This is a genomic window from Yoonia sp. (genome assembly GCF_014859355.1).
GTDB lineage: Bacteria > Pseudomonadota > Alphaproteobacteria > Rhodobacterales > Rhodobacteraceae > Yoonia.
This window is the reverse complement of the sequence record NZ_JACUUJ010000001.1, coordinates 174,943-197,107: the sequence shown is the minus strand read 5'-3', so window position 1 is coordinate 197,107 and position 22,165 is coordinate 174,943. Positions and strand designations below refer to the sequence as shown.

The window sequence follows — 22,165 nt, the reverse complement described above, 5'->3', positions numbered from 1 at the left end:
AAAAAGGCCGCCCGAATAGGCGGCCTTTGATACATCTTGTGCTATCAACGATCAGTTGTCGATGCTGTCAAGATAGGCGATCAGGTTGGCCCGGTCTTCAACCGACCGCATCCCGCGGTAGCCCATCGACGTGCCAGGCGCGTAAGCACTGGGGTTTTCGAGGAAACCATTCAGGTTTTCGGGCGTCCAGACATCAGCGACCTGCGTCAACGCACCCGAATAGCTATTATATCCGGACGCAGCCCCGACATCCCGCCCGACAACACCGTGCAGATAAGGGCCAACGCCGTTTACGCCCGCTTCCAGTGCGTGACACGACCGGCAGTTCCGCCACAATGCTTCACCGTCAGCGGCGCTGGCCGAGGCCATCACGATCGCAAAATCGATTTCTTCAACGACGTCTTCAACAACTTCGTCGGTTTCGACTTCGATGATATAGGCTTGCCGGTCGTCGTGCCCGCCACCGCCGTGATAGATGATTTCAGCTGCCCATCCGCCCAAAAGGAAAATCAAAAGGGAACCGCAAAGGGCACCAATTACTTTGGTCATCGTCATTGTGTCGAACATGTCGCGTTCCATCTGGTTCAAAACTCTGGGGCTGTGTATCCGCTTCCCACACCCGGTTGCAAGGTATACTGGCGCGACTAATCGCCCAAATGCGACAGTATGCAGAAGAAGTTGAGGAATATGTCACAAAAAATCGCTTTTCAGGGGGAACTGGGCGCCTATGGCCACCAGGCATGTGTGCAGGCGCGGCCTGATTTTGCACCACTGCCCTGCCACACATTCGAGGATGCAATCGAGGCCGTGCGGCGCAGTGATGCAGACCTGGGCATGATCGCAATTGAAAATTCCACCTATGGCCGTGTGGCTGATGTGCATTCACTGTTACCCGAAAGCGGGCTGCACATTGTTGATGAAACCTTTGTGCGGGTGCATATCAACCTGCTGACCGTGTCCGGCGCGACCGTCGCCGATGTCAAAACCGCGATGAGCCATACAGTTCTGCTGGGCCAGTGCCGCAATTTCTTGCGCCGCCACGCAATCAACCCTTTGGTCGGGGCAGATACGGCCGGGTCAGCGATGCATGTCGCCCGATCTGGCGACCCTGCCTTGGGGGCGTTGGCGTCGGAATTGGCTGCAGAGATTTACGGGCTGGATGTGGCCGCCCGCCATATCGAGGATCACGCACGCAATACGACCCGTTTTCTGGTTATGGCGCGCGACCCCGATTACACGCGACGGGGCGATCACGGCATGATGACCAGCTTTGTGTTCCGGGTGCGCAACATTCCTGCCGCGCTTTACAAGGCGATGGGCGGCTTTGCGACAAACGGGATCAACATGACCAAACTGGAAAGTTATATGGTCGGGGGCGCGTTTACCGCGACACAATTCTATGCCGAAATCGAAGGGCATCCGGATGACCCTTCGGTCCGGCTCGCGCTCGAGGAACTGGATTACTTTACCAATCACCTGCAAATCATGGGGGTCTATCCCGCCGCAGCGCGCCGCCACGAACAGGCAGACTGATCCGTCTTGGTCAGGCGGGGTTGCGGTAATCGTGTTCGATATCCTTGGCAAACTCCAGAACGCGCCCCTTGAACTGCTGTGTCAGCTTGGCCTTGGCCAGCTTCAGGGGCTGCAACATCACGCGGGCGGTCAACGACCGCGGTTGCAGATCGAAAGCCACCAAAATCCGCGTGCGATTGGGCGACAGCGCGACCAAAGTAACAGAACTTTGCGCGATCAGGTGTTCTGACACCGCATCAAAGCGATACATTTCGGGTGCATCTATCGCAGCAAGCGTCGCCTGCATCTTGCGGTTGCGGCCCCGCAGCCGGAACTCTATTTCCCATTTTGCCCCCAGCGTAACCGGCCCGTCACCCTGACGGTAAACGCGCGCACCATGCCGCAGCGCACGGCGTTCAAAGGCCGCAAAATCACTTGCCTTTTCGAACACATGGGCAATGGGCGCCTCGATATCTTCGCGTGTGCTGAATTTCATCGTTTTCGTCCAAATCGGATGATCGGCGGCGGCGGGCAGCGATGATCAGTCAAGTTGATCTGCAAGCCATTGCCGCAACAGAAAATGGGCAATGGCCCCTTTGCGGGCTGGCAGGATGCGCGGGTGTGCCCCGGTAAAGGCCAGCGCCAGATCCTCGCGGGTGAGCCAAAGCGCATCTTCGATCTCGACCGGGTCAATCGTGATGTCGGTGCTCAGCGCAAGACCCGCGCAGCCCATCATCAAAGATGAAGGAAACGGCCAAGGCTGGCTGGCCAGATAACTGACCGCACCAACCCGCACACCTGTTTCTTCAAACACCTCGCGACGGACGGCGGCTTCTATTGTTTCACCCGGCTCTACAAATCCGGCCAAAAGCGAATACATCCCATCCGGCCAGCCGGGCGAACGGCCCAGCAAAACCGCATTGCCATGTGTGATCAGCATGATCACAACCGGATCGGTCCGCGGGAAATGGTGGCCACCGCAGGCGGCGCAATTGCGCTGCCAGCCCGCCATGGCCAAGGTGCTTTCGGTGCCACAGCGCGCGCAGAAACGGTGCGACAGATGCCAGCCCATGATCGCCTTTGCCGTCACGGCCAGTTCAGCGTCACGCGGCGATAGCCGGGTCATGATCGCGCGCAATTCGGCAAAAACCGTCCCTGCCGGCATAGCCGGATGCCGCTGTTCTGACGGGTCCAGAAAAGTATCAAGATGCGTTGTATCCAGGTCGGGCGGCGTCCACCCCGACAGATCGGCGGCAAACACCGGGCCTGCATCGTCTATCCCCAGCAGGATCAGGTCTGCACCGGCATCTGCCATGACCGGATGACCCAGTGGCACACGCACCAGCGTATCGCCACGCAACATCGGCTTGCCGCGCCACAAAAGAATTGTCCGCGCGGCAGGATGCAGACGCAATTCATCAGCCCGCCCGCGCCATTCGGCGGCCCGATTCAACCCCGAGCCGCCAAAAGTCACTGTTTCTGCAATTTTCATAACACCCGAAATGACATGCCCGTATCTGGAGTTCAATTTTTTATGCAATGTAAAATTCAATTGATTAACGTTTCACTCCTTCATGTAGTATCTAAATCATATAACGAGTGTTTCGCTTTAGGGTCGCGCATGCATACTCCTTCCCCCGAGCAGGGCAATTTTGGTCTGACCGCCCGCCAACCCCGCGCAAGGTTACGGATCCTCGAAACGACCGATCTTCATATGCGGCTTTTGGGGTATGATTACTTTACTGACAAAGTTGATCATGGCACCGGGCTGATCCATCTGGCCGACCGGATCAGTGCAATGCGTGCCGAGGCCGGGGTCACGACACTGCTGTTCGATAACGGAGATTTCATTCAGGGCAATCCGCTGGCCGATTTTCTGGCCAACCAGCCCGCGCCGCCGGACATTCACCCCATGATCGCAGCGTTTAATACGCTGCGCTATGATGGCGTGACGCTGGGCAATCATGAATTCAACTATGGTCTGCCATTTCTGCGCACCGCACTCGATGCGGCGGAATTTCCCGTCATTTGCGCCAATATCCGAATGTTGCAAGGGCCGGATATCGCTTTGGATTACGTTATCCTGAACCGCACCGTGACCTGCACAGACGGCACCCAACGCCCGCTGCGGATCGGCGTGACCGGCTTTGTGCCGCCGCAAATCACCAGTTGGGACAGGGCGATGCTGGCCGGGCAACTGCAAGCAGATGATATCGTGGCAACCGCACGCATTCTGGTGCCACAGATCAAAGCCGCTGGCGCCGATCTTGTCGTGGCGCTGTGCCATTCGGGCATCGGGGCTGAGGGGCACACACCCAACATGGAAAATGCCGCCGTGCCATTGGCCGCCGTAGACGGGATAGACGTGATCCTGACCGGGCACACCCATGAAATCTTTCCCGGCGGCAACCAAAGCCCCGGTGCAGCAATCAATCATCAAACTGGCACTTTGCATGGCAAACCAACTGTCATGGCCGGGTTTTACGGCAATTGGCTGGGCGTCATTGACCTTGATCTGACCTTTGGCCCAAAAGGTGCGGAAATCGTAAAACACGTCTGCCGCATGCACCAAGAGGATGCGCACACAGAACATGACAGTCCGTTGACGAAACGACTGCGCGGGCATGTGAAGACCGCACATAAAGCGACGCAGGCTTACATCAGACAGCCCATCGCCGAAACGAAATCCCGCCTGCACAGCTATTTTTCATGCGTCAGGCCGGACTTGTCGCAGCAATTGCTGGCAGACGCGCAAATGCGGGCGGTGCAAAAGGCGCTGGCGTCATCCGCGCACAGGAATTTACCGGTTTTATCAGCGACCGCGCCCTTCCGCTTTGGGGGCCGGGCCGGGCCGGCGCATTTCATCGACATTGCGCCAGGGCCTGTTGCACTGCGCGATGCTGCGGCGATTTACCCCTTTGCAAACGTGTTATGCGCCGTGCGGCGCAGCGGTGCGCAATTGCGTGCATGGTTGGAATGGTCTGCTGCGCATTTCAACCAGATGACCCCCGGAAAGCATGACCAAACCCTGATAAACCCGCAGATTCCCGCCTATGACTGCGACAGTATTTTTGGGCTGACCTATGCGTTCGACCTGTCGCAACCCGCATGTTTCGGGCCGGGTGGCGCAGTGCTGAAAATACACTCCGGCCGGGTGCGCGACTTGCGCTATCAAGGCAAGCCCGTTGCGGATGACGATATGTTTGTCGTCGCCATGAACAGCTACAGAGCCAACGGCGGTGGCGGTTTTCTCAGCATCCCAGACACGGATTTGCTGCACAGTTCTGTCGAAACAACGCATGAAATCCTGATCGCCGATCTGCGCGCGCGCACCATCATCGCCGGTTCCGCCAGACCACCGTGGGTTTTCAACAGCATACCGGACACCAGCGCCGTTTTCCGGTCTTCCCCATCGGCAAAAAACCAGCTGAGCGCAGGGATCAGCCATGTCGGGCCGGATCAGGAAGGATTTGATCTGTATCGCCTGACATTCTGATGGTTGCGCCAGACAAGATGCCACACTATATGACCAGCGAGAGGTTGGCGCGGGCGAGCGCCTCGCCAAATTGGTCAGGTCCGGAAGGAAGCAGCCATAACGAGCCCCGCTTGGGTCGTTGTCAGCCTCTCACCTCTCCTTCTTCTGACTTATCGTGCCACTGTGCTTGTTGGGCCGTGCCGATGCGGCGCATCGCCCTGCGCAATGCCCAACCATTGTCTTGTGCCGCCGTGGCTTGCAGGCATAGGGTGACTTGAACGGCCTTCACTGAAAAAGGACACCTGATTGACAGAACTGACACGCGACGCCCTTGGCTGGTCGCCGTTTTACATGTCGCAACTGGATTCCGCCGATCTGGAATCACTGACCCCTGCGCGTATCGCAACCGTGCATCGTGACCGGGTCAATGCCCTTTCGGAAATCGGCCCCTTGGAATTGACGTTGGACCCGGGCATCACAACCGGAGCGGTGGCCGTCGGCGATTGGGTGCTGTGCAAACCCGACCAGCATCGCGTGATCCGCGTGTTGAACCGCAAAACAGAACTGAGCCGCGGAACAGAATATCACAGCGGCGAAAAGCAACTGATCGCCGCCAATATCGACACGCTTTTCATCACCACGTCCTGCAATGAAGATTTCAACGAAGCGCGGCTTGAACGCTATCTGGCCATGGCGCATGACGCGCTGATCACCCCCGTGATCCTGTTGACCAAGGCAGACAAATGCGTTGCCCCCCAAGCCTTTATAGAAAGGGCGCAAGCTTTGGGGCGCGACCTTGCGGTGATTGCGCTGGATGCCAAATCGGGTGCCGTGGCAGACCTGCTTGCCCCGTGGTATGACAAGGGGCAAACTGTCGCCCTTGTCGGCACATCCGGTGTCGGCAAGACAACGATCGCCAACGCCCTGACCGGCGGAAATGCCGCGACCCGCGCCATCCGCGAAGATGACGCGCGCGGACGCCACACGACAACGGGCCGTTCGCTGCATGCACTGCCCAAAGGTGGCTGGCTGATTGACACGCCGGGCATGCGCGGGCTTGGCGTGGCAGAGGTGGCTTTCGGGATCGACGCAACCTTTCCGGAAATCTCTGAACGGGCTGCACGTTGCAAATTCCGCGATTGCGCGCACGAAAGCGAACCGGGTTGCGCAGTGCAAGCGGCGGTCAAGACCAATGAAATCGATCCAGAGCGGCTCCGACGTTTCAAAAAGCTGTCGCAAGAAAACAAACAAGCCACCGACACAATTGCGCAAGTGCGGGATCGGTCGAAAAAGGCAGGCAAACCGCAAAAAGGCGCCGCGAACAAACGCGGCCGCTGACAACCGCCCGAACGCTGTGGACCAATGCCCGCGGTCTGCGTAGGGTTTACAGGCAGACGAATCCAGCATCAGGACACCATGACCGACCAATCCGCCTATCAAGTGCTCGCCCGGAAATACCGGCCCGAAACCTTTGCCGATCTGGTGGGGCAGGACGCCATGGTGCGCACCTTGAAAAATGCCTTTGCCGCAGACCGGATCGCGCAGGCGTTCATCATGACAGGCATCCGGGGCACCGGCAAAACGACGACCGCCCGGATCATCGCGAAAGGTTTGAACTGTGTCGGTCCCGACGGCGCGGGCGGCCCGACGACAGACCCCTGCGGGCAATGCGAACCCTGCCGTGCCATCATGGAAGGACGGCACGTCGATGTGATGGAAATGGATGCGGCATCCAACACCGGGGTCGCCAATATCCGTGAAATCATTGATTCCGTGCATTACCGCGCGGCCTCCGCGCGCTACAAGGTCTATATCATCGACGAGGTGCACATGCTGTCAACAGGCGCGTTCAACGCGCTGTTGAAAACGCTGGAAGAACCACCCGCGCATGTGAAATTCATCTTTGCCACCACCGAAATCCGCAAGGTGCCCGTCACTGTGCTGTCGCGCTGCCAGCGGTTTGATCTGCGCCGCATCGAACCCGAGGTGATGATCGCCCTGCTGCGCAAGATCGCCAACGGTGAAAACGCTGAAATCAGCGACGACGCGCTGGCGCTGATCACCCGCGCCGCCGAAGGATCGGCGCGCGATGCCACATCACTGCTGGATCAGGCGATTTCCCATGGCGCCGGCGAAACCACCGCCGATCAGGTCCGCGCGATGCTGGGGCTGGCCGACCGGGGCCGCGTGCTGGACTTGTTCGACATGATCCTGCGCGGCGAGGCGGCAGCGGCCCTAAGCGAACTGTCTGCCCAATACGCCGACGGGGCAGACCCGATGGCGGTGCTGCGCGACCTGGCCGAGGTGTGCCACTGGGTGAGTGTCATCAAGATCACACCCGAGGCCGCCGAAGACCCCACCATCGGCCCTGATGAACGCATCCGCGGGCAGGCCATGGCCGATGCCCTGCCGATGCGGGTGTTGTCGCGCATGTGGCAAATGCTGCTGAAGGCGCTGGAAGAGGTCGCAATGGCCCCCAACGCAATGATGGCCGCGGAAATGGCGGTGATCCGGCTGACCCATGTGGCCGATCTGCCCGCACCAGACGAACTGGTGCGCAAATTGCAGGATGCCACACCGCCCCCAGCCAGCCCATCAGGAGGGCGTCCCGCACCTGCTGGCGGCGCGACGGCGGCACCAACGGCCACGGCAACCGCGCCAAGGCAACGCGGCTCAACAGGATCTGGCGCACAAACGGCAACAGCGCTGGCGACCGATGCGCTGGAACATTATGCAAGATTCGCGGACGTGCTGGAGCTGATCCGCGCGCACCGTGACGTGAAGTTGCTGGTCGAGGTTGAAACCGGGCTGCGTTTGGTCAGCTACCAACCCGGCCGCATTGCCGTAAACCCGACAGCCGACGCCTCCGCTGATCTGATCGGGCGCTTGCAATCGCGACTGCAGGCATGGACCGGCAACCGCTGGGTCATCAGCGTGGCCGAAGGTGGTGCCCCCACCATCGCCGAAACCCGTGATGCTGCTGCAATCGCCCTGCGCAAGCAAGCCGAACAGCACCCGCTGGTCCAAGCCGTGATCGCCGCCTTTCCGAAGGCACATATCACCGAGATAAGGACCGAGGCCGACAAGACACAAGACGCGCTACAGGATGCACTGCCCGAGGTTGAAGACGAATGGGATCCGTTTGAGTCTGACTGAGCTGCCCTTGCCCCGGACCGGCGCAGGCCATATCTGAAAAATTGAACATACCGACAGGAGAGATGCGATGCTCAAAGGACTAGGCGGGCTTGGCGATATGGCCAAGATGATGAAACAAGCGCAAGAGATGCAGGGCAAAATGGCCCAGATACAAGACGATCTGGAACACATCACTGTCGAAGGCGTCGGCGGCGCGGGTTTGGTCAAGGCCACCGCCACCGCCAAGGGCGAGCTCAAGGCACTGGACATCGACCCCTCGATCTTTTCCAGTGACGACAAGGAAGTCGTTGAAGATCTGATCCTTGCCGCAATCAAGGATGCCCAAAGCAAGGCGACCGACCGCGCGCAGCAGGAAATGGCCAAACTGGCCGAAGGGTTGGGCCTGCCACCGGGGATGAAACTGCCCTTCTGAACCATGCGTCTTCCGCGCATAAATATCCCTACCGGAGGCACCAAATTTCGCGAAATTTGGTCCCCCGCCCATAGCAGAACCGCATGTCAAACGGCACCGAAGACCTTGAAAACCTGATTGCGCTCATGGCCAAGCTGCCCGGTCTTGGGCCGCGCTCGGCGCGGCGTGCGGTCCTGCACCTGATCAAGAAACGGTCGCAGGTCTTGCTGCCCTTGGCGGATGCATTGCATCTGGTGGGAACGACCGTGCGCGAATGTCTGACTTGCGGCAACATCGCCACGGCCGATACCTGTCACATCTGCCAGTCTGACAGGCGGGCCATCGGGCAAATTTGCGTGGTCGAAGACGTGGCCGACCTGTGGGCGATGGAACGCAGCGGCGTTTTCAAAGGGCGTTATCACGTGCTTGGCGGCACGCTGTCCGCGCTAGATGCCATCGGCCCCGATGAACTGCGCATCCCGAAGCTGATTGCGCGGATCACCGATGAGCGCATCAATGAAGTCATCCTTGCCCTTGGTGCCACGATCGACGGTCAGACAACGGCACATTATATCGCCGACCAACTGCCGGGTGTTACGGTCACATCATTGGCACAAGGTGTGCCTGTCGGGGGTGAACTGGATTATCTGGATGACGGCACAATCACGGCAGCTCTCAATGCACGCAAGGCGCTTTGACACTGGCCAGTCGCCAGAAATGAAAAAAGCGCCACCGCAAAGTGACGCTTTTTCGGATCCAGGTTTGACGCTTAACGATCGTCGTCGTCTTCGTCGTCATCATCCGGCAGATTAAAAAAGCTGTTGGCGTCGGACACGTCGCGCTTGTCTTCTTCCTCTTCGTGATCGGCACGCGGATCGGACAGGCTGAATGTTTCCAGCCCTTCCATCGAACTGGGCATTCTCGGTTCTGGCGCCATACCAAGCGATTGTTCTGTGCCGACCAGTTTGCGCCGCTCATCGTCGGACATCGCCCCACCTTCACGGGCCTTTTTGGCGTTGGCTTTCTGCACGGCGGCGTCCAGCTCCGACTGTTTGCACAAGCCCAGGGCGACAGGGTCGATCGGATCAAGGTTGTTGATGTTCCAATGGGTCCGTTCACGGATGGCCTGGATTGTCGGCTTGGTTGTGCCGACCAATTTGCTGATCTGGCCATCGTTGAGTTCGGGATGGAATTTCACGAGCCAATAGATCGACGCCGGGCGGTCCTGACGTTTTGACAAGGGGGTATAGCGCGGGCCGCGGCGTTTTTCCTCGCCTTGGGCTGCAGCGTTATACTTGAGTTTCAGCTTGTAAGACGGATCGTCAATGCCCTTGTCCAGCTCTTCTTGGGTCAGCTGATTATTGGCGATCGGGTCAAAACCCTTGACCCCGACGGCAACATCGCCATCGGCAATGCCTTGCACCTCAAGCTCGTGAAAACCGCAAAAATCGGCAATCTGCTTGAACGTCAGCGTTGTATTATCGCAAAGCCAGACGGCGGTCGCCTTGGCCATAATCGGTTTCTCAGACATCGTTGTCTCCATTTCAACGGACAAGCCTTTCCCGCGCCCTTCAGGGGCAGACCACTGTGGGCCGGGTTCGCATTGTCGGGGAACTTGCAAAGTATATAATGCGCCAAATGACAAGATGAAAGATCAAAATGCGCCGCCTTTTTGCCGTTCTTTGCCTGTTTGCCAGCCCTGTCCGAGCCGATGATCGCGCTGACGCGTTTGATTATTATATCTTGTCCTTGTCGTGGTCAGCGAATTGGTGCGCGCTGGAAGGCGATGCACGCAATTCCCCGCAATGCGACGCGGCGGCAGATTTCGATTGGGTCTTGCACGGGTTATGGCCGCAATACGCTACGGGCTATCCTTCTCATTGCCAAACCAGCCAGCGCCCACCCAGCCAGGCCGAAACTGCCGCGATGGCCGAAATCATGGGCACCTCAGGGCTGGCGTGGTATCAATGGCGCAAACATGGGTCTTGCACAGGTTTGCCTGCCGCGCGCTATTTCGCGCAGGCGCGTGCCGCCTTCAACAAGATCAACCGTCCAGCCGTGCTGCGCCGGATCACCCGCGATATCACCTTGCCGGCATCCGTGATCGAAGACGCATTCTTGCGCGACAACCCCGGTCTGACCGCAGACCAGATCACGATCACCTGCAAACAAGGCTATATTCAGGAAGCGCGGATTTGCCTGACCCGTGATTTGGTGTTTCGGACCTGCGGCGCAGACGTGATTCGCGACTGCAGCTTACGCGATGCCCTGCTGACACCGATGCGTTGAGATGGGCTGTCTGTAGGTCCAATGCAGCATGGCCCCACCCAACCGGGGTAGGGCCATCTGATCACCGGGCACCTGCCGCTGGTCGCACGCCTTGGGTCAGACGGGGTTTGTCGGCTCTGGATCGGCAATAACGACCGTGCCATCCTTCAATGTCACAGCGTTCCGTTCATCTTGACAGCGCGGCGTTCCGTCACGGTTCAGGCGTGGGGACATATACCCTTCCACACCGTCATCAATCCACCAGTGCTGACAGCCATCCGGGTCAATCCAGATGTTGGCACGCCCGTCTTCCAACAGTGCGGAATCAAAGCCGCGATCAACGATACTTTTTTGCCCCGGCACTACCTCACAACCTGCCAGCGCAACAATCGAAAGCCCGACCAAAACTGATCTCATCATATTTCAACCAATCATTTTTATTGTCGTAAAATGCCTTACCATAGTTCAAATTTTTGCCAAGATAATTTCCGACCCCCGCCCTGTCTATACGGTTTTGATGGTAAAGGCGTTAATACCCTTTGCCCTCGGTCAGACCAGAATGGCGCGGGTCAGGGCGCTTTCGGGATCTGCCAAATCTTCGACAACATTGAAATGATGTTGGTCAGGTGACACGATGCAGGCGCAGCCCCATAACCGGGACAGGGCTGCGGCCTGTTCCAGAAATGCCGGGCGTTCAGCACCGCCCACCCAGACCGTGACGGGCAGATCGGGGGCAGGCAAATGAACAGGGCTTTCGGATACAGCCTCCGCCGGGTCAACCCGCAGGTCCATATTCATGGTTGTCTGCATCAAAGGCGCCAGATCGGCCACCGGCGAAATTGGCACAACCCGCGCCACGCGGTCCCGCCAGCGGGTGCGGCGGACCACCACCCGCGCCACCAACTGGCCGCCGGCCGAATGCCCGACCAGACGTATCAGGCCAGGCACCCTATCAGCGATCACGCCGATCGCATCGGCAACCTGTTCCCCGATCTGCGTGATCCGCACATCCGGGCACAGGTCATAAGACGGCATCGCCACCGCCCAGCCCTGCGCCAGCGGACCCGCCGCCAGATGCGACCAGAACGATTTATCGAACCGCAGCCAATAGCCGCCGTGCACAAAGATCACGACACCTTTGGCCAGCCGTGGCGGGTGAAACAGGTCAAACCGCTGCCGCGGCGATTCCCCATATGGCAAATCCAGTTCGCAAGCGGCTTGGGCACGAAATGCGGCTGCCAGCCCCGCCCATTTGTCAGGATAGGCATCGCCTCCCGGAATATAGGCCGCGTTGGCATAGGCATCATCCAATTCCATCGTCTTCCCCTTTACGCCAGCACCCCAATGGGTCCACAAAGCATCCAATCAAAACGGAGGCTAACATGCTTGACGAAACCACCAACCTCAAATCGCTGCTGTCCCGCCCCGATCTGGTCTGCGAGGCGGCGTTTGTCTCGGGCGACTGGGTGCAGGCCGCTAGTGGCAAGACATTCAACGTGACAAACCCTGCGCGCGGCGACGTGATCGCGCGCGTCCCCGATCTGTCGCGCGCAGAAGTGGCAGGCGCCATCGAAACCGCACAAAAGGCACAGAAACCATGGGCCGCACTGGCCGCCAAGGATCGCGCCCGCGTGCTGCGCAAATGGTATGATCTGATGATGGAAAATCAGGAAGATCTGGCCATCATCATGACAGCCGAACAGGGCAAACCACTGGCCGAAGCGCGCGGTGAAGTCGCCTATGGTGCCAGTTTTATCGAATGGTTCGGCGAAGAGGCCAAACGCATCTACGGCGAAACCATCCCCGGCCATATGGCCGACAAGCGGATCACCGTGATCCGCCAGCCCATCGGCGTGGCCGCAGGCATCACGCCATGGAATTTTCCCAATGCGATGATCGCCCGCAAGGTCGCCCCTGCGCTGGCGGCCGGCTGTGCCTTTGTGATCCGGCCCGCGTCGCTGACACCGCTGTCGGCGCTGGCCATGGCGAAACTGGCCGAAGAGGCGGGCGTGCCGAAGGGGCTGTTTTCTGTCGTGACATCGACCTCTTCTTCCGAAGTCGGCAAGGAATTTTGCGAAAACCCCATCGTGCGCAAACTGACCTTTACGGGGTCCACCGAAGTCGGGCGCATCCTGCTGAAACAGGCCGCCGATCAGGTCATGAAGTGCAGCATGGAGCTGGGCGGTAATGCGCCGTTCATCGTGTTCGATGATGCCGATCTGGATGCCGCCGTCGAAGGCGCGATTGCCTGCAAATTCCGCAACAACGGCCAGACCTGCGTCTGCGCCAACCGGATTTACGTGCAAAAGGGCGTTTACGATGAATTTGCCGCCAAGCTGAAGGTTGCCGTTGAAAATCTGCGCGTCGGTGACGGGCTGTCCGATGGCACCACACTTGGCCCGCTGATCGAACCTGCGGCAGTGAAAAAGGTGCAAGAACACCTGGACGATGCACTGGACAAAGGCGGCAGTGTTCTGACCGGCGGCAAGCCGCACGATCTGGGCGGGCAATTTTTTGAACCGACGATCGTGACCAATGCGACCAAGGATATGCTGGTCAGCACCGATGAAACATTCGGCCCCTTCGCGCCCTTGTTCATGTTCGAAGACGAAGACGACGTGATCTATCAGGCGAATGATACGATCTTTGGCCTTGCGTCCTATTTCTATGCCAAGGATATCAGCCGCGTGATCAAAGTGTCCGAAGCTTTGGAATATGGGATCGTCGGCGTGAATACCGGCATCATCTCGACCGAAGTCGCGCCTTTTGGCGGGGTCAAACAATCAGGCCTAGGCCGCGAAGGATCATCCCACGGGATCGATGACTACACCGAGATGAAATACATCTGCACATCCATCTAACAGTCAAAAGGGTGCCGGGATGATCAAATATCCCGGCACCCTATCCAATGGCATGGCCGCACAGCCAAACCGCAGCAAAGGCGCTGTCATCAAGTGCCAAAATATTCAAGACAGTCGCATTTAGCCCGATTTATGGGCAAATTTACACATGTCATCGCATCCAGAACATTGTTTTTGAATAATTGGAGCAGATGCAGGAACGGTGTCTTGGCTTTCCGGGCGCGTGCGGTTATGCCGCGCCTCATCGCACAGGAGTCGGGGGCTGCCCCCTGGCTGGCTCTTCCGGCCGCCTACCCGCCGGATTAATCCGATACGAAATGAAAAAAGACCGCAGGTCATTGCTTGCGGCCTATGGATACAGAACTGTTTATGATCTCTCTCTCTCAATATCGCCGTCAGTGGACGGACAATATCCGCGGTGATCTGCTTGCCGGCATCGTCGTGGCACTTGCGCTGATTCCCGAAGCGATTGCCTTTTCCATTATCGCGGGGGTCGATCCAAAGGTGGGGCTTTACGCTTCTTTCGCGATCTCGGTCATTATCGCCATCACCGGGGGGCGCCCCGGCATGATTTCCGCGGCGACCGCCGCGACAGCCGTTCTGATGATTACCTTGGTCAAGGATCACGGGTTGCAATATCTGTTGGCGACCACCATTCTGGCGGGCCTGTTGCAGATCGCTGCCGGGGTGTTCAAACTGGGTTTTGTCATGCGGTTCGTGTCAAAATCGGTCATGACAGGCTTTGTCAACGCGCTGGCGATCCTGATTTTCATGGCGCAATTGCCCGAACTTGACCCAAATGCGGTGCCTGTGCTGACCTATTTCCTTGTCGCTGGCGGTCTGGCGATCATTTATCTGTTCCCGCTGCTGACCAAGGCAATTCCGTCACCGCTGGTGACGATTGTCGTGCTGACGGTTCTGACATTTGTCATGGGCTGGGATGTGCGCACGGTGGGCGATATGGGCGATTTACCCGATACATTGCCGATTTTCCTGATCCCCGACATCCCTTTGAATTTCGAAACCCTGTCGATCATCTTTCCCTATGCAATGGCCGTCGCGGTTGTGGGCCTGTTGGAAAGTCTGATGACCCAGACCATCGTGGATGATCTGACTGACACGACATCGAACCGCAATCAGGAATGCATTGGTCAAGGTATTTCGAACACTGCCACCGGTTTCATTGGCGGCATGGCGGGCTGCGCGATGATCGGCCAGTCCATCATCAACGTGAAATCCGGCGGGCGCGGACGGTTGTCCAGCTTAGCCGCCGGCGTTTACCTGTTGATCATGGTCGTTGTGATCGGCGATATCGTGGCGATGGTGCCGATGGCCGCCTTGGTGGCGATCATGATCATGGTGGCGATCGGGACATTTTCGTGGTCGTCGATCAAAAATTTGCGCGACCATCCCACATCTTCCTCTATCGTGATGGTGGCAACGGTGTTTTTCGTGGTCTACACCCACAACCTTGCCATCGGCGTGATGGTTGGCGTGTTGTTGTCCGGCCTGTTCTTTGCTTGGAAAATCTCACAACTTTTCCGGGTGCGGACGGAAATCACCGCCTCGGGCAGTCACCGGATCTATTACATCGAAGGCCAATTGTTCTTTGCGTCATCCGAGGATTTCATGAAAGCCTTCGATTTCAAGGAAGCCCCCGAAAAAGTCACCATCGACGTTACCCGTGCGCACATCTGGGATATTTCTTCGGTTGCGGCACTGGACATGGCTGTGCTCAAGTTCCGGCGTGAGGGTGCAGAGGTGGAAATCATCGGCCTGAACAAAGCATCGGAAACCATCGTTGACAAGCTTGCCATCCATGACAAGCCTGGCGCGATGGACAAGCTGATGAGCCATTAAGGGAGGAAACGAACATGACAACGAAAACACTTATCGCATTGGTGGATGGGTCCGCCTATTCCGAAAGCGTTTGCCGCCATGCGGCGTGGATCGCTGGTAAAAATGACTGGAAGGTCAAGATTTATCACGTGATGGGCCGCCGTGCCGGAGTCGAAAAGCAAGACCTGTCCGGTGCGATCAAGCTGGGCGCACGCACCGCGCTGATGAACCAGTTGGCAGACCTTGACGCCGAACGTGCCAAGTTGGCCCACGAACACGGGCGCGCGATTTTGGCAGATGCAAAGGCAATCGTTGTTGCAGATGGCCTGACCGATGTTGAAACCCGCCTGCGTCAGGGTGATCTGATCGAAACCGTCACCGCCAAGGAAGATCAGGGCGACATGATCGTCATCGGCAAACGGGGCGAGGCCGCAGGCATGGCGATGGAACACCTTGGGTCCAATCTGGAACGCGTCGTGCGATCCAGTAGCAAGCCTGTTTTCATCGCCAACCGCGCGTTCAAGCCGGTGCAAAAGGTGCTGGTGGCATTTGATGGCGGACCGTCATCGCTTAAGGCGGTTGACTACATTTCGCGTAGCCCGCTATTTAAAGGGCTGGCCGTTTCGCTGGTTTTTGCTGGTAATGATACGCCCGACATCCGCAAAACGCTGGATTCTGCCGCTGCATCGCTCAAGGCGGGTGGGTTCCAGGCTGAAGTCATTGTGCATAGCGGCGAGCCGGAAAAGGTATTGGCACAAATCACAAAAGCCGAGGAACATGAATTGCTTGTCATGGGGGCCTATGGCCATTCGCGGGTGCGTGCGCTGATCATCGGATCAACCACGACAGAAATGATCAGGTCGTGCCGTGTGCCCGTTCTGATCATGCGATGATTGAAAGCTGTTTGCCTGATCCGTCTGTGACATCATCACAGCCGGGTCTGGCGCAATAACGCCACACAACCATTTCATCCCAAGGCGTATCCAGAGCCGCGCACCGTTCTGATCAGGTCTTCACCGCCGTGGCTGCTCAGGACTTTTCGCAGGCGCCCGACATGGACGTCAACTGTGCGGGTATCCACGTAAATATCACGGCCCCAGACCCTGTCCAACAGCTGCTCGCGCCCCCAGACCCGGCCCGGTTTTTCCATGAATGTTGACAGCAAACGAAATTCGGTCGGCCCGAGTTTAAGTTCATGTTCGCCACGAAAAACCTTGTGCGTTTCCGCATCCAGCACGATATCGTCAAAAGTCAGACGTTCCCCCAAACTTGCTGGGCGGGTCCGACGCAGATGCGCCTTTACACGGGCCAGCAGTTCGACGACCGAATAGGGTTTGACGATGTAGTCGTCCGCACCAATTTCCAGCCCGCGCACTTTATCTACCTCTTCCGACCTCGCCGACAGCATGATGACCGGGGTCATGCGAAAAGCAGGCCGCACTTTGATCTGGCGGCAAATTTCGATGCCTGATGTGCCGGGCAACATCCAGTCAAGCAAAATCAGGTCTGGGTTTTCTTCTTCGACGAGAAGTAGCGCTTCGTTGCCGTCAGCCGCCTTGATCACACGAAACCCTTCACTTTCAAGGTTATAGGCCAGCATTTCCCGTTGTGCCGGTTCATCCTCGACGATCAGAACCGATGGTTGCATTTCTGTCATATGCGCACACTTTCTTGAATTTCTGGCGTCATGATGGTATGTTTCGGGCGATCATCGGCAGGACGCCCACCCGTTACCAGATATATCGTCTGTTCAGCGATTGCAGTGGCATGATCACCGACCCGTTCAATATGCTTGGCGATAAAGTGCAGGTGCATGCCCACTTCGACATTACGGTGATTTTCCATCATATGCATCAACAACGACCTGAAAATCGTATCATAAAACTGATCCGCCTCGATATCGCGCGCGATAACATCCCGGGCTTTTACCAGGTCGCGCTGGACATAGGCATCCAGCGCATCGCCAAGCATCGTTTTCACAAACCGTGACATCCGTCGCAGCGCCAGAAGCGGGCCATGCAAGTTACCTTCTTCAGCCATGATGATCGTGCGCCTTGCAATATTCCTGGCATGATCGCCGCAGCGTTCCAGATGTGAGCTGATGTCCATTACACACAAGATGCTGCGCAGATCACTGGCGGTCGGCGACCACATGGCCAGAAGGCGCGCAGCGTCAACCCTGATCGCGTGATCAAGGTCATCAACGTGGCAATCACCTTTGCGCACCGTTTCAGCAAGTGAAACATCATGGGTTTGCAATGCTTTTGCCGCCTGTTCCAGGGCGACTTCCACCAAGCCGCCAAGCCGCAGCACCCTGGCCTGAATCGATTCCAGGTCACGATCAAATGACCTGAAAATATGCTTGTCATTCATTTCGATGGTCCAGATACGACTGCATTTTCCGCAACACCAAATCCACAGAGTCGCCCCGCAAAAAACAGTCATCACGTCAGACTTATGGCGCCAGGAGTTACTGCATTTTTGTAAAGCCTATATGATACTTATCTAACGGTTTTGTAACAGCGGCCCCTGACGCGCCGTCTTCCCGCCCTCAAGATACACCTCTGCGTCCGGATAACAGACTGCTGCCCAAAAAAATGAGCGCGGCCACACACACAATCGACGGCCCCGCCGGGGTGTCGAATACATAGGCCGCACGCAGCCCGGTTATGGCCGCCACGGCACCAATCACAGCGGCCATGACCGCCATCATTTCGGGGCTGCGGGACATCGGGCGGGCTGCTGCCGCCGGAATGATCAGCATGGCGGCGATCAGCAGGACACCTACCACCTTAATGGCCACCGCAACCGTGATGGCCAGCGACAGTGTCAGGATCAGTTGTTCGCGTTTGGGGTTGATGCCACTGGCATAGGCAAGATCGTCGCTTAGGGTTGCCGTCAACAACGATGACCAGCGCCAGCCGATCAGCACAACAACCAAGGCCGCCCCCCCCCAGATCACTGCAAGATCACCTCGGGATACCGATAGAATATCGCCAAAAAGATAGGCCATCAGGTCGATGCGCACGCCTGACAAAAACGAAACGGCCACCAACCCGAAAGCCAGCGCCGAATGCGCCAGCACCCCCAACAGGGTATCCATGGCATATCCCCGGCCGGTGAGCATCGTCACCGTCAGAGCCATCACCAGCGAAACGGCCATCGTTCCGGCAAAAATCGACATCTGGAAAGCCAGTGACAGGGCCACCCCCAGAATGGCGGCATGGGCAGTGGCATCGCCAAAATAGGCCATGCGCCGCCAGACCACAAAACTGCCCAACGGGGCCGCTGCAAAGGCGACGCCGATACCGGCCAGTGTTGCGCGGATCATAAAATCGTCCAGCATCATTCCGCTGCCTTTTCCGTCTCGTGTTCGTGCGCGCAATTGGCATCATGGGCGTGGTCGTGTTCGTGCCGATACAGCGCCAGCGCACCCCCTGTGCCAGTCCCGAACAAGGCGCGATATTCTGGCGCGGACGACACAATTTCAGGGGTGCCTTCACAGCAGACATGACCGTTCAGGCAAATAACCCTGTCTGATGCGCTCATCACCACATGCAATTCGTGGCTGATCATCAGAACGGCACATCCGGTTTGCGCCCGAACCTGCGCGATCCGGCGGTAAAATGCGGCAGAGCCGGGCTGGTCCAACCCCTGTGTCGCCTCGTCCAGCAGCAGGACATCCGGCCGGTTGATCAGTGCCCGTGCCAGAAGAACCCGCTGGAACTGCCCCCCAGACAGCGACGTCATCTGCTGTTTTGACAGGTCCGGCACCTCGGCCTGGTCCAATGCCGCGGCACAATCGGCGCGCGGAAAGCCACCGGGCAAGCGCAAGAACCGTTCCACCGTCATCGGCAAGGTCGGATCGATATGCAGCTTTTGCGGGACATATCCGATTTTTAGTCCCTTTTGATGGGTCACACGGCCTGTTGCGGGCCGGGTCGCGCCAATGATCGCGCGCAGCAGGCTGGTTTTTCCAGACCCGTTCGGGCCAACGATTGTGACAATTTCGCCCGGCGCAATTGCCAGGTTCACATCGCGCAGCACTGTCTGCCCACCATAGCGGACGGATAGGTTTTCAAGTGTGATCAGGCTCATTTATCGGCCTGTTTCACACAGGTGGGGCACAGGCCTTCGGCTTCGACGACCGTGCGTTCGATCTGAAAACCGGCATGGCGGGCCGCATCGCCAAACGCACCCGTGGCTGACATCGACTGCGCCTCGGCAACCGAATCGCAGATCCGGCAGATCATGAACGCGGGGGAATGGGGCGCGCCGGGATGCGCGCAGGCAATAAAGGCGTTCAACCGTTCAATCTTGTGCGCAAAGCCGTGACTGACAAGAAAATCCAGCGCCCGATAGGCGACGGGCGGCTGCGCACCAAAACCGGCATCACGCAGGCGGTCCAGAATATCGTAAGCGCCCAGCGCGCGGTGTTCCTGCAACAATAACTCCAGCACCTTGCGCCGGACGGGCGTGAACCGCAGCCCCTTGTCCGCGCAAAAGATTTCAGCCGACTGAATGGCAGTCTGGACGCAATGGCTGTGGTCATGTTTTTCAAATCCAAGCATTTCAGGCGCATTTTCAGTGGGCCGAGATATTCGACTTGTCATGTTATTTCATTTCATATAGCAGTCACCAAATGTTATAAAATCACATGGAGACAGCAATGTCCAGAAAACTCATTTCCCTTACGATTGCGGCATCTTTGCTGGCCGGAACCGCATTGGCTGACGTGCCGCGCGTCGCAGCAGACATCGCACCCGTGCATTCACTGGTCGCAAGGGTCATGGACGGGTTAGGCGCACCCGACCTGATTATCGATTCCGGCGCGTCACCGCATGAATACGCGCTGCGCCCGTCGCAGGCGGCGGCGCTGCAAAACGCGGACATTGTTTTTTGGGTCAGCCCCGACCTGACACCGTGGCTTGACGGGGCCATCGCAGCCCTTGCGGGCGACGCGCAAAGCGTCACATTTCTGGACATCCCAGGCACCCGCGTATTGCCCTTCCGTGAAGGCGCCTTGTTCGAGGCGCATGATCACGGCAATGATGCGAACGACGACCACGCGGATGAAGATGATCATGACGACCACGCAGATGAAGCCGATCACGATGACCATGATCATGGCGCTGCTGACCCTCATGCATGGTTGTCGCCAGATAACGCAGCAGTCTGGCTGAATACCATTGCAGCATCCCTGTCAGCGGCAGACCCCGATAATGCCGGGGCATATTTCGCCAATGCGGCAGCGGGCCGCGCCGAATTGGCGACCCTGTCAGCCGAGGTAGCAAACATTCTTGATCCCCTGCAAGACCGGAATTTCATCGTGTTTCACGATGCTTATCAGTATTTTGAACAAGCCTTCGATTTTCCCGCAACCGGGGCCATTTCCATGTCAGATGCGCGTGAACCCAGCCCGGCGCGGATCGCCGAAATCAGAGGTATTATCGCTGACCGTGATGTGACCTGCATCTTGTCAGAACCACAATTCAACCCGGGCCGTGTTGCACTGGTGCTGGATGGTTCGGGCGCGCAAACTGCAGTGCTTGACCCGCTGGGGTCCGATCTGGAACCAGGTGCTGGCCTTTACCCAAGGATGATCCGCAACCTTGCCACCACGCTGGCGGATTGCCTGTAATACATCAAACATTGATCAAGCCGGCGTCATGCGGCTTACGGCTTGATCAGCCGCGCAACCAGACGGCGCGTAAAGGGCGCCACCAACAAAACGCTTGGAAAGGCGACCATCCAGCTTGGGGCCCAAGATGACATCCATAGCCCGAACAACCCGTCGCTCAGCCCCGCTGCGCGAAACGTCGAAATACCGGATACGATCAGCGACATCATGCCGGACAAAAGAAAGCCAAACAGGACGTTGGCAAATCGGGCGGGGATCATGACAATACTTCTTTTTTGGTGGGTCCGGATGTACTTCGCAATATTCACGCAGGTTTCAAGCCCGGAAACCTTGCTGATGATCAATAAAAAATCAAAAACTGATCAAGTTTGCGGCAAGTATGGCCCGGTATCACACTGTCGGACACCAAAAATCTGACATTCATTCCAGATCGGCAGATGGAACAATCGGAAAAAACGCGCCCTGCGACCAAACGCCAAACCAGCTTTCGCCCTCATGGTCAGCATAGGCGCCAATATCCACCAGACGGTAAAATGACTTGCGATCAATCAGCGCCTCCAGATTGCGACGCACCAGAACATAGGGTGAAGGTTCGCCCGTGGCCGGATCGCGCACCACCCGGATCGGATGGTCAGGCCCTGCGACAAAGCTGTCACCCACATTCGTCTGGAACATCAGCCCGTCGCCGTGGTGATTGAAATCCACCGCAACGAAAGGCGCATCATCAACGGTAATCCCGACCTTTTCGACAGGCGTGACCAGAAAATAAGCATCATCATCCTTGCGCAGAATCGTCGAAAACAGCTTGACCAATGCGGGCCGTCCAATCGGGGTACCAAGATAAAACCACGTGCCGTCCCGTGCGATCCGCATGTCAATATCTCCGCAAAACGGCGGATTCCACAAATGCACCGGCGGCAAGCCGCCTTTTTGGGCGGCACGGGCGCTTTGGGCAAGGCTTTCTGCGGAAGGGGTCACAATCTTTTGTGTCGTCATGTTTTTGCCATTGGGGTCTGTCGCTA

The 22,165-nt window shown here is 57.8% G+C and carries 24 protein-coding genes, 1 other RNA gene and 1 other annotated feature; of the genes, 12 read left to right on the top strand and 13 right to left on the bottom strand.

All coding sequences use genetic code 11. The annotated features are described in order from the left end of the window. Positions 1–51: 51 nt before the first annotated feature. Positions 52–567, bottom strand: coding sequence for a c-type cytochrome (locus tag IBX59_RS01020; RefSeq protein WP_296371435.1), 516 nt, complete (start codon positions 565–567; stop codon positions 52–54). A gap of 120 nt (positions 568–687) precedes the next feature. Here IBX59_RS01020 and IBX59_RS01015 point away from each other — a divergent pair, with 120 nt between their 5' ends. Next, a complete protein-coding gene (locus IBX59_RS01015; protein WP_296371433.1) occupies positions 688–1,533 on the top strand; it encodes a prephenate dehydratase in 846 nt (281 codons plus the stop codon). Between the two features lie 10 nt (positions 1,534–1,543). Here IBX59_RS01015 and IBX59_RS01010 read toward each other — a convergent pair whose 3' ends face one another. Together IBX59_RS01010 and nudC are read right to left on the bottom strand one after the other, a co-directional pair. After that, the gene (locus IBX59_RS01010) at positions 1,544–2,008 is read right to left on the bottom strand and encodes an SRPBCC family protein (protein ID WP_296371431.1); all 465 of its coding nucleotides are present in this window, start codon (positions 2,006–2,008) and stop codon (positions 1,544–1,546) included. A gap of 45 nt (positions 2,009–2,053) precedes the next feature. Next, complete coding sequence (gene nudC, locus IBX59_RS01005) at positions 2,054–3,004, bottom strand: NAD(+) diphosphatase (RefSeq protein ID WP_296371429.1); 951 nt, start codon at positions 3,002–3,004, stop codon at positions 2,054–2,056. Between the two features lie 129 nt (positions 3,005–3,133). On the opposite strand from nudC, the gene IBX59_RS01000 reads away from it, so the two are divergent. From IBX59_RS01000 to recR, 6 genes are all read left to right on the top strand, one after another. Next, positions 3,134–5,008, top strand: a complete 1,875-nt coding sequence (locus tag IBX59_RS01000) for a bifunctional 2',3'-cyclic-nucleotide 2'-phosphodiesterase/3'-nucleotidase (protein ID WP_296371427.1) — start codon at positions 3,134–3,136, stop codon at positions 5,006–5,008. Between the two features lie 37 nt (positions 5,009–5,045). Next, positions 5,046–5,143, top strand: an RNA gene (ffs, locus tag IBX59_RS00995) — signal recognition particle sRNA small type. A 150-nt stretch (positions 5,144–5,293) separates the two neighbouring features. Further along, entirely contained in the window at positions 5,294–6,325 is a 1,032-nt protein-coding gene (gene rsgA, locus IBX59_RS00990) for a ribosome small subunit-dependent GTPase A (protein WP_296371425.1), read from the top strand. A 24-nt stretch (positions 6,326–6,349) separates the two neighbouring features. Then, on the top strand, positions 6,350–8,143 hold the full coding sequence (locus tag IBX59_RS00985) for a DNA polymerase III subunit gamma/tau (RefSeq protein WP_296371423.1): 1,794 nt from the start codon (positions 6,350–6,352) through the stop codon (positions 8,141–8,143). 67 nt (positions 8,144–8,210) lie between these two features. Continuing rightward, complete coding sequence (locus tag IBX59_RS00980; protein ID WP_296371421.1) at positions 8,211–8,555, top strand: YbaB/EbfC family nucleoid-associated protein; 345 nt, start codon at positions 8,211–8,213, stop codon at positions 8,553–8,555. An 83-nt stretch (positions 8,556–8,638) separates the two neighbouring features. Continuing rightward, positions 8,639–9,232 (top strand): recombination mediator RecR, encoded by a 594-nt coding sequence (gene recR / locus IBX59_RS00975; protein WP_296371419.1) that lies wholly within the window; start codon positions 8,639–8,641, stop codon positions 9,230–9,232. Positions 9,233–9,303: 71 nt separating this feature from the next. Here recR and IBX59_RS00970 read toward each other — a convergent pair whose 3' ends face one another. Continuing rightward, positions 9,304–10,065, bottom strand: a complete 762-nt coding sequence (locus tag IBX59_RS00970; RefSeq protein ID WP_296371417.1) for a DUF1013 domain-containing protein — start codon at positions 10,063–10,065, stop codon at positions 9,304–9,306. 128 nt (positions 10,066–10,193) lie between these two features. Here IBX59_RS00970 and IBX59_RS00965 point away from each other — a divergent pair, with 128 nt between their 5' ends. After that, a complete protein-coding gene (locus IBX59_RS00965; protein ID WP_296371415.1) occupies positions 10,194–10,823 on the top strand; it encodes a ribonuclease T2 in 630 nt (209 codons plus the stop codon). Between the two features lie 96 nt (positions 10,824–10,919). On the opposite strand, the gene IBX59_RS00960 is transcribed toward IBX59_RS00965, so the two are convergent. After that, positions 10,920–11,222: a hypothetical protein gene (locus IBX59_RS00960; RefSeq protein WP_296371413.1), complete on the bottom strand. Its 303-nt coding sequence runs from the start codon at positions 11,220–11,222 to the stop codon at positions 10,920–10,922. Positions 11,223–11,351: 129 nt separating this feature from the next. Next, complete coding sequence (locus IBX59_RS00955; RefSeq protein WP_296371411.1) at positions 11,352–12,119, bottom strand: alpha/beta hydrolase; 768 nt, start codon at positions 12,117–12,119, stop codon at positions 11,352–11,354. Positions 12,120–12,184: 65 nt separating this feature from the next. On the opposite strand from IBX59_RS00955, the gene IBX59_RS00950 reads away from it, so the two are divergent. From IBX59_RS00950 to IBX59_RS00940, 3 genes are all read left to right on the top strand, one after another. Then, positions 12,185–13,663 carry an NAD-dependent succinate-semialdehyde dehydrogenase gene (locus IBX59_RS00950; protein WP_296371409.1) on the top strand — a complete coding sequence of 493 codons (1,479 nt, stop codon included), beginning with the start codon at positions 12,185–12,187 and terminating at the stop codon, positions 13,661–13,663. 248 nt (positions 13,664–13,911) lie between these two features. Continuing rightward, positions 13,912–13,970: a sequence feature (sul1 is cis-regulatory element that is thought to sense ions involved in sulfur or methionine metabolism; They are found in Alphaproteobacteria), on the top strand. 62 nt (positions 13,971–14,032) lie between these two features. Beyond that, positions 14,033–15,523, top strand: a complete 1,491-nt coding sequence (locus IBX59_RS00945; protein WP_296371407.1) for a SulP family inorganic anion transporter — start codon at positions 14,033–14,035, stop codon at positions 15,521–15,523. Positions 15,524–15,537: 14 nt separating this feature from the next. Further along, complete coding sequence (locus IBX59_RS00940) at positions 15,538–16,395, top strand: universal stress protein (protein WP_296371405.1); 858 nt, start codon at positions 15,538–15,540, stop codon at positions 16,393–16,395. A 74-nt stretch (positions 16,396–16,469) separates the two neighbouring features. Here IBX59_RS00940 and phoB read toward each other — a convergent pair whose 3' ends face one another. The 5 genes from phoB to IBX59_RS00915 all read right to left on the bottom strand — a co-directional run bounded on the left by phoB (position 16,470) and on the right by IBX59_RS00915 (position 20,073). Further along, positions 16,470–17,159, bottom strand: a complete 690-nt coding sequence (phoB, locus tag IBX59_RS00935; RefSeq protein WP_296371403.1) for a phosphate regulon transcriptional regulator PhoB — start codon at positions 17,157–17,159, stop codon at positions 16,470–16,472. Continuing rightward, positions 17,156–17,875, bottom strand: coding sequence for a phosphate signaling complex protein PhoU (gene phoU / locus IBX59_RS00930; RefSeq protein WP_296371401.1), 720 nt, complete (start codon positions 17,873–17,875; stop codon positions 17,156–17,158). The genes phoB and phoU overlap by 4 nt, the downstream gene beginning before the upstream one ends. A 178-nt stretch (positions 17,876–18,053) precedes the next feature. Continuing rightward, positions 18,054–18,848 carry a metal ABC transporter permease gene (locus IBX59_RS00925; RefSeq protein ID WP_296371399.1) on the bottom strand — a complete coding sequence of 265 codons (795 nt, stop codon included), beginning with the start codon at positions 18,846–18,848 and terminating at the stop codon, positions 18,054–18,056. After that, complete coding sequence (locus IBX59_RS00920; protein WP_296371397.1) at positions 18,848–19,600, bottom strand: metal ABC transporter ATP-binding protein; 753 nt, start codon at positions 19,598–19,600, stop codon at positions 18,848–18,850. The genes IBX59_RS00925 and IBX59_RS00920 overlap by 1 nt, the downstream gene beginning before the upstream one ends. Next, complete coding sequence (locus tag IBX59_RS00915; protein ID WP_296371396.1) at positions 19,597–20,073, bottom strand: transcriptional repressor; 477 nt, start codon at positions 20,071–20,073, stop codon at positions 19,597–19,599. Before IBX59_RS00915 ends, IBX59_RS00920 begins: the two co-directional genes overlap by 4 nt. A 98-nt stretch (positions 20,074–20,171) precedes the next feature. Here IBX59_RS00915 and IBX59_RS00910 point away from each other — a divergent pair, with 98 nt between their 5' ends. After that, complete coding sequence (locus IBX59_RS00910; protein ID WP_296371394.1) at positions 20,172–21,143, top strand: zinc ABC transporter substrate-binding protein; 972 nt, start codon at positions 20,172–20,174, stop codon at positions 21,141–21,143. Positions 21,144–21,178: 35 nt separating this feature from the next. Here IBX59_RS00910 and IBX59_RS00905 read toward each other — a convergent pair whose 3' ends face one another. Together IBX59_RS00905 and IBX59_RS00900 are read right to left on the bottom strand one after the other, a co-directional pair. Further along, positions 21,179–21,403 carry a DUF2798 domain-containing protein gene (locus tag IBX59_RS00905; protein WP_296371391.1) on the bottom strand — a complete coding sequence of 75 codons (225 nt, stop codon included), beginning with the start codon at positions 21,401–21,403 and terminating at the stop codon, positions 21,179–21,181. 160 nt (positions 21,404–21,563) lie between these two features. Next, the gene (locus IBX59_RS00900) at positions 21,564–22,139 is read right to left on the bottom strand and encodes a DUF1285 domain-containing protein (protein ID WP_296371387.1); all 576 of its coding nucleotides are present in this window, start codon (positions 22,137–22,139) and stop codon (positions 21,564–21,566) included. Positions 22,140–22,165 lie beyond the last annotated feature (26 nt).

Coding starts and splice junctions, on each gene's coding strand:
- IBX59_RS01020 (WP_296371435.1), bottom strand. CDS start 567: ATGTTCGACACAATGACGATGACCAAAGTAATTGGTGCCCTTTGCGGT.
- IBX59_RS01015 (WP_296371433.1), top strand. CDS start 688: ATGTCACAAAAAATCGCTTTTCAGGGGGAACTGGGCGCCTATGGCCAC.
- IBX59_RS01010 (WP_296371431.1), bottom strand. CDS start 2,008: ATGAAATTCAGCACACGCGAAGATATCGAGGCGCCCATTGCCCATGTG.
- nudC (WP_296371429.1), bottom strand. CDS start 3,004: ATGAAAATTGCAGAAACAGTGACTTTTGGCGGCTCGGGGTTGAATCGG.
- IBX59_RS01000 (WP_296371427.1), top strand. CDS start 3,134: ATGCATACTCCTTCCCCCGAGCAGGGCAATTTTGGTCTGACCGCCCGC.
- IBX59_RS00985 (WP_296371423.1), top strand. CDS start 6,350: ATGCCCGCGGTCTGCGTAGGGTTTACAGGCAGACGAATCCAGCATCAG.
- IBX59_RS00980 (WP_296371421.1), top strand. CDS start 8,211: ATGCTCAAAGGACTAGGCGGGCTTGGCGATATGGCCAAGATGATGAAA.
- recR (WP_296371419.1), top strand. CDS start 8,639: ATGTCAAACGGCACCGAAGACCTTGAAAACCTGATTGCGCTCATGGCC.
- IBX59_RS00970 (WP_296371417.1), bottom strand. CDS start 10,065: ATGTCTGAGAAACCGATTATGGCCAAGGCGACCGCCGTCTGGCTTTGC.
- IBX59_RS00965 (WP_296371415.1), top strand. CDS start 10,194: ATGCGCCGCCTTTTTGCCGTTCTTTGCCTGTTTGCCAGCCCTGTCCGA.
- IBX59_RS00960 (WP_296371413.1), bottom strand. CDS start 11,222: ATGATGAGATCAGTTTTGGTCGGGCTTTCGATTGTTGCGCTGGCAGGT.
- IBX59_RS00955 (WP_296371411.1), bottom strand. CDS start 12,119: ATGGAATTGGATGATGCCTATGCCAACGCGGCCTATATTCCGGGAGGC.
- IBX59_RS00950 (WP_296371409.1), top strand. CDS start 12,185: ATGCTTGACGAAACCACCAACCTCAAATCGCTGCTGTCCCGCCCCGAT.
- IBX59_RS00945 (WP_296371407.1), top strand. CDS start 14,033: ATGATCTCTCTCTCTCAATATCGCCGTCAGTGGACGGACAATATCCGC.
- IBX59_RS00940 (WP_296371405.1), top strand. CDS start 15,538: ATGACAACGAAAACACTTATCGCATTGGTGGATGGGTCCGCCTATTCC.
- phoB (WP_296371403.1), bottom strand. CDS start 17,159: ATGACAGAAATGCAACCATCGGTTCTGATCGTCGAGGATGAACCGGCA.
- phoU (WP_296371401.1), bottom strand. CDS start 17,875: ATGAATGACAAGCATATTTTCAGGTCATTTGATCGTGACCTGGAATCG.
- IBX59_RS00925 (WP_296371399.1), bottom strand. CDS start 18,848: ATGCTGGACGATTTTATGATCCGCGCAACACTGGCCGGTATCGGCGTC.
- IBX59_RS00920 (WP_296371397.1), bottom strand. CDS start 19,600: ATGAGCCTGATCACACTTGAAAACCTATCCGTCCGCTATGGTGGGCAG.
- IBX59_RS00915 (WP_296371396.1), bottom strand. CDS start 20,073: ATGCTTGGATTTGAAAAACATGACCACAGCCATTGCGTCCAGACTGCC.
- IBX59_RS00910 (WP_296371394.1), top strand. CDS start 20,172: ATGTCCAGAAAACTCATTTCCCTTACGATTGCGGCATCTTTGCTGGCC.
- IBX59_RS00905 (WP_296371391.1), bottom strand. CDS start 21,403: ATGATCCCCGCCCGATTTGCCAACGTCCTGTTTGGCTTTCTTTTGTCC.
- IBX59_RS00900 (WP_296371387.1), bottom strand. CDS start 22,139: ATGACGACACAAAAGATTGTGACCCCTTCCGCAGAAAGCCTTGCCCAA.